Annotated in this window: 3 protein-coding genes; all 3 read right to left on the reverse strand. The window is 39.5% G+C overall.

The window, feature by feature from the left end; translation table 11 throughout:
- Window positions 1–255: 255 nt before the first annotated feature.
- Window positions 256–2,847 carry a HEAT repeat domain-containing protein gene (locus tag F6K54_RS38745; RefSeq protein ID WP_293089467.1) on the reverse strand — a complete coding sequence of 864 codons (2,592 nt, stop codon included), beginning with the start codon at window positions 2,845–2,847 and terminating at the stop codon, window positions 256–258.
- Window positions 2,816–5,065: an NACHT domain-containing NTPase gene (locus F6K54_RS38750; RefSeq protein WP_293089469.1), complete on the reverse strand. Its 2,250-nt coding sequence runs from the start codon at window positions 5,063–5,065 to the stop codon at window positions 2,816–2,818. Before F6K54_RS38750 ends, F6K54_RS38745 begins: the two co-directional genes overlap by 32 nt.
- A 140-nt stretch (window positions 5,066–5,205) precedes the next feature.
- Window positions 5,206–6,004, reverse strand: a 799-nt coding sequence (locus F6K54_RS38755) for a HEAT repeat domain-containing protein (protein ID WP_293089470.1), incomplete at its 5' end; no start/stop codon positions are given.

The following is a 6,004-nucleotide window of genomic DNA, read 5'->3' on the forward strand; positions in this document are numbered from 1 at the left end:
GGGGGTGGGGGAGGGGGGAGGGGGGGGGGGGGGGGAGGGGGGGGGTGGGGGGGTGGGGGAGTGGGGGGGAGGGGGGGAGGGGGGTAGGGGAGGAGGGGAGGGGGGGAGGAGGGAGTAGGGGAGTAGGGAGTAGGGGAGTAGGGGAGTAGGGGAGAAGCAAACATAAGACAGGACTTACGCAAAGACACTATATATAGTAGGTAGGTTGGGTTAAGCGGCAGCGCAACCCAACAAAGGCGAAAAATCTGACCTGGACTAATTTTCTAATCGTCGCAATTTCTTCTTTGCCCACTCCCGCAGTTTTTCGTCTGGATCATTTTCTGCTCTGTCTTTTAATAGTGGGAGGGTTTGCGGATGGTTTGGGTAATGTTTGACTATTGCCTCTAGTGCAATTTGTCGAGGGTTAGGTTGAATATAGGAAAATTCATCACGGACGCGATCGCAAATCAAATTAATCATGGGTTGATAGAGGTTATGTTTAATCCTGACAGGAACTCTAATTGTAAAAGGATTATAATCTTTAATCCCGGCAGAAACTAAAGTTATAAAAGGATTATTTTCAAAGTCATCTTGAGGTTGAAAGGAGTCATTAAGAGCGCAATTGTAAAATAAATGAAATGTTTCTGTATGAGGTTTCCAGCCTCTAGATATTTGTTGCAGCGCATCTTGCCGTACATTAGAATTATCATCAGACTGTGCCAGTTGTTTGAGTATAGGTAAAGTTTCTGGATCGCTTTTTCCTAAATTAACTAACTGTTCAACTGCCTCTTGCCGCACCTTAGAATCATCGTCAAACTGTGCTAGTTGTTTGAGTATGGGTAAAATTTCTGGATCGCTTTTCCCTACATTAGCTAACTGCTCGACTGCTTCTCGCCGAACTCCCGAATGATTACCAGGCTGTGCTAGTTGTTTGAGTGTGAGTAAAATTTCTGGATCGCGTTTCCAGCCTTCAGCTAATCGTGTCACTACCGAGCGTCGAACTCGCGAATCATTATCAGTCTCTAGTTTTCGCTTAAGTATCGGTAGAGTTTCCGGGTCATTTTTCCAACGATAACCTAATTGCCATACTGCTTCTTGCCTAACTCGCGAATCATTATCAGTCTCTACTTTTTGCTTAAGTATCGGTAGAGTTTCCGGGTCATTTTTCCAACCATCTGCTAATTTTCGTAACGCTTTTTCTCTCACATACGGATTGCTATCAAAATTGACCATTTGTTTGAGTATTGGTAATGTTTCTGAGTCACCTTTCCAAACTTTTCCTAATAGTTGTACTGCTTCTGCTCTCACAGATGAATCATTATCAGACTGTGCCAGTTGTTTGAGTATTGGTAATGTTTCTGAGTCATCTTTCCAAACTTTTCCTAGTAGTTGTACTGCTTCTCGTTGCACCTGAAAATTATCATCAAACTGTAATCTTTGCTTGATAATATGTAAAGTATCTGGGTGATTTTTCCAACCAACAGCTAATTGTTGCATTGCTCCCAATCTTACAACGGCATCATCATCAAATTGTGCCCACTGTTTGAGCATGGGTAAAGTATCTGGATCATCTTTCCATCCCATTGTTAATTGTCGGAGTGCTTCTAGTCGCACTTGCCAGTTATTATCAAATTGTGCCCATTGTTTGAGCATGGGTAAAGTCTCTGGTTCATCTTTCCAACCAATAGCTATTTGTCGTACCGCTTCTCGTCGCACTTGCTGATTATTATCAAATTGTGCCCATTGTTTCAGCATCGGTAAGATTTCTGCCTCATTTTTCCAACCAGTAGTTATTTGCTGTACTGCTTCTCGTCGTACATTTGAATTATCATCATACTGTGCCAAGTGTTTGAGTAGAGATAAAGTCTCTGGGTGATCTTTCCAACCAGTAGCTATTTGCCGTACTGCTTCTTGTCGTACATTTGAATCATCATCAGACTGTGCCAGGTTTTTAAGTATGGGTAAAATTTCTAACTCACCTTTCCAATGGATAGCTATTTGTCGCACTGCCTCTTGTCGGACATCCTCGTTATGGGAGTTTACGAATTGTTTAAGTATGGGTAAAGTCTCCGGGTGATTTTTCCAACCAGTGGCTATTTGCTCTATTGCTTCTCGTCGCACAAACTCATCATCATCAAACTGTACGAGATATTTGAGCATTGGTAAGGTTTCTGGGTGATTTTTCCAACCAGTGGCTATTTGTTCTATTGCTCCTCGTCGGACAAAGTCATCATCATCAAATTGTGCCCGTTGTTTAAGTATGGGTAAAGTCTCTGGGTGATTTTTCCAACCAGTGGCTATTTGCTCTATTGCTTCTCGTCGGACAAAGTCATCATCATCAAACTGCGCCCATTGCTTGAGCATGGTTAAAGTCTCTGGGCAATTTTTCCAACCAGTAGCTATTTGCTCTATTGCTCCTCGTCGCACAAATTGCTCATCATCAAACTGCGTCCATTGTTTGAGCATGGTTAAAGTCTCTGGACAATTTTTCCAACCCATACCTATTTGTCGTACTGCTTCTCGTCGGACAAAGCCATCATCATCAAACTGCGCCCATTGTTTGAGCATGGTTAAAGTCTCTGGGCAATTTTTCCAACCCATAGCTATCTGTCGTACTGCTTCTCGCCGCACATCTTGATCATCATCAAGCTGCACCCATTCTTTGAGCATGGTTAAAGTCTCTGGTTCATATTTCCAACCAATAGCCATTTGCTCTATTGCTTCTCGTCGTACATCTCCATCATCATTAAACTCTGCCAGTTGCTTGAGCCAGATATAAGTTGAACGCTCATCCTTCCAGCTTCCTGCTACCACTTCCACTGCTTGAGTACGAATTTTACGAACCAAATCTACTTTTTTTGTAATCATTGCTTGGGTTAAACCCTCTCAAGTTGCTATTGAGATAATAATAATAATTTCCATAATAATAACCAAGATCATACTCAGTTAAATTTTTCAACCTATCTAATAACTGATTTCCCACATTACTAATAACCAGACGACTCCTCACTTCAAACAAACATTTTCCTGCAAAAAACAAATTCTTGAATTCTTCCTTTTCCCCATCTTGCTCCATCAAATAACTAATAATTTCTCCCACAAACTTTGCATCTATCATCCCTGCAATTAATCGCAAAACTTCATGCCACGTTTCATCCTGCCAATGCTTACCAAAAACTTTCTCAATCAATTCATTTTTAGAAATTTTCTGTTCTTTTTCAAAATGCCAAACAAACTCCCTGGCACAAAAATATTCCAAAAAAGTTCGATGCACAAAAGCATAATATTCAGCCCCAACAAAACACAGAATAAAATTCCGACTCCGTAACTGTTCCATCAACGCCCTAGCCACAGTTCTCACATCATTAATCTCTATACTTTTTAGATACTCCGAAATAATCCTTTCTAAATCATTTCCCAAAATCAAATTACCAGCCAAACCAGCAATATTTCCCTGCATAAAATGAGCTACATGACGCAAAATTGCCTGTTTATCTTTATAGTCAATAGTTATCGGGTCAATTTTCGCATCAACTAATGCCCTTTCCATATCCCATTGATGTAATAAAACCCGCGAAGCTTGATTATATAGTTCTGCTCTATCTCTCGGCAATTCTTGATGACGATTCAAGATAGCCATCATAGTTAATAACAATGGATTTCCTGCCAACTCTTTAATAGCTGAAGAATCTTTAATTGCTCGTTTCAACCTTTCCTTTTTCCTCTCCCTTTCCGCCTCATCTTGATAAGTCAAATTATGCCAACGTTGAATAAAATCCTCAACTTGTTCCGCTGACAAATCCTGCAACATAAAATGGTCAAATTGAGCATCCCGGAGTTTTTGTGGCTTATAACCAATCACCCGCGAAGTAACAATAACCCGCACATTTTTATAGTCATTAGTAAACCGATGAATATCAGTAATTATTTCCTCTCGTTTTGCTGGATCGAAAACTTCATCCAATCCATCAAACATCACAATAGCATCGCCATTTTGTAATTTTGCATGAAGTTCTTGTTGAGGTAATTGACAAGTTATTCCGCTACCTTTTTCCAGAAAAATCAGAAAATTTTGGCATTTATTAGCATCATGGTTCCTAACATAAGTCCGTAGTTCAATTAATATAGGAATTGGTTGTAAAGGTAAATCTTTCGGAGGTAATTCTGCCCATTGGAGAGCGATATATTGTAATAAAGTAGACTTGCCAGAACCGGGGTCTCCCAGAATCACTAAATATTGATAATTTCTATCTTCAACTAACTCTAAAACTGAACGAATAGGTCGGTCTAAATATCTCCGACGGAGACCTTCCAATTGTTCTTGAGAAAAATCCTCTCCAAACTGCCCAGTCTCCTTTAATCGCTGCCGATATTCTTTAGGAATTTCATGTACTTGAGGCAGAAATTCCTGAGATTCCCGGACATTTTGAGGAATAAACATTCGCCATAATTTCAATTGATTATAGGCATAACCACTGGTATCTAAACTTTCTAATTTCAGATTCCCATATTGTTCGACAATTCCCTCCTGATATTTTTCTAGGTCAAATTCTGGTTGAATTTCGGTATTTTGATTTGCCAATTTCTCCAGATTTTCTGAATCCAATATTTTCCGTAATTCATCGGACTCTATGCGAATAGCTTTAGCTTTTTTCAGATATAATTTTCCTACTCTTCCCCAGTTAAAATTATTCGGTAAAGATGGATAAATTTCCTTCCCGATAGTAGCTAATATTTTTGTATCTAATACCTTTATTTCATTCTGAAAAGCACTGCCGAGAATTTCTGCCACATCGGGATTTTTAATAAATAGTTTTAAAGGTTTAATATATTGTTTTAATTGAGCTTCATCTAAATCGGCATCTTCCAATTCTTGCTGTACCAATTCTAAAAATTCTTTAATTGCTTTTCCCGTCGCTTTTTGTAAAGGTACTCTATTTAACCCTTTAAAAACATTACCAATACTACTCTTAAAAAAATCCTTAGCATAATCTTTAGCTGCATCTTTAGCTAAGTCTTCAAGAATTGGTTTAAACACAAACCCAACCGCCTGAGTTACCCCCCAAATAGCTAACCATTCAACCATAATTAATTTAATCCTCCTATGTTTTAGTTATTTTTCATTATAAAAAAATTAGGCACAATTTATAGTGGGACTTACCCATGAGGTATGAAAAACTGGGATTTGAGATTGTTTCCCTATGGGTGGCAATGACTGAAAGTGGATTAATTCTCTAATTGCTGCAATTTCTTTTTTGCCCACTCCCGAAGTTGTTCGTCTGAGTCATTTTCTGCTCTGTCTTGTAATAGTGGGAGAGTTTGCGGATGCTCTGGGTAATGTTTTACTATTGCCTCTAGTGCAATTTGTCGAGGGTTGTTTTGATACTTATTTTCACGTTGAAAGGAATCATTGAGGGTGGTGTGATGAAGCAATTCAAAAATTCCCGGTTCATGTTTCCAACCAGCAGCTATTTGTCGCAGCGCTTCAAGTCGCACATTCCAACTATCATCAGACACTAGCCTCTGTGTGAGTAATTCTAAAATTCTCGGTTCATCTTTCCAAACAGTAACTATTTGTTGCAGTGCTTCAAGTCGCACATTCCAACTATCATCAGACACTAGCCTCTGTGTGAATAATTCTAAAATTCCCACCTCATGTTTCCAACCAGTAACTATCTGTCGCAGCACTTCAAGTCGCACATTCCAACTATCATCAGACACTAGCCTCTGTGTGAATAATTCAAAAATTCCCACCTCATGTTTCCAACCAGTAGCTATTTGTCGCAGCACTTCAAGTCGCACATCCAAACTATTATCAGACACTACCCATTGTTTGAGTAATTCTAGAATTTCCGGCTCATGTTTCCAACCAGTAGCTATTTGTCGCAGTGCTTCAACTCGCACATCCAAACTATTATCAGACACTACCCATTGTTTGAGTAATTCTAGAATTTCCGGCTCATGTTTCCAACCAGTAGCTATTTGTCGCAGTGCTTCAACTCGCACATCCAAACTATTATCAGAC

The organism is Okeania sp. SIO3B5 (genome assembly GCF_010692555.1).
Classification (GTDB): Bacteria; Cyanobacteriota; Cyanobacteriia; order Cyanobacteriales; family Microcoleaceae; genus Okeania.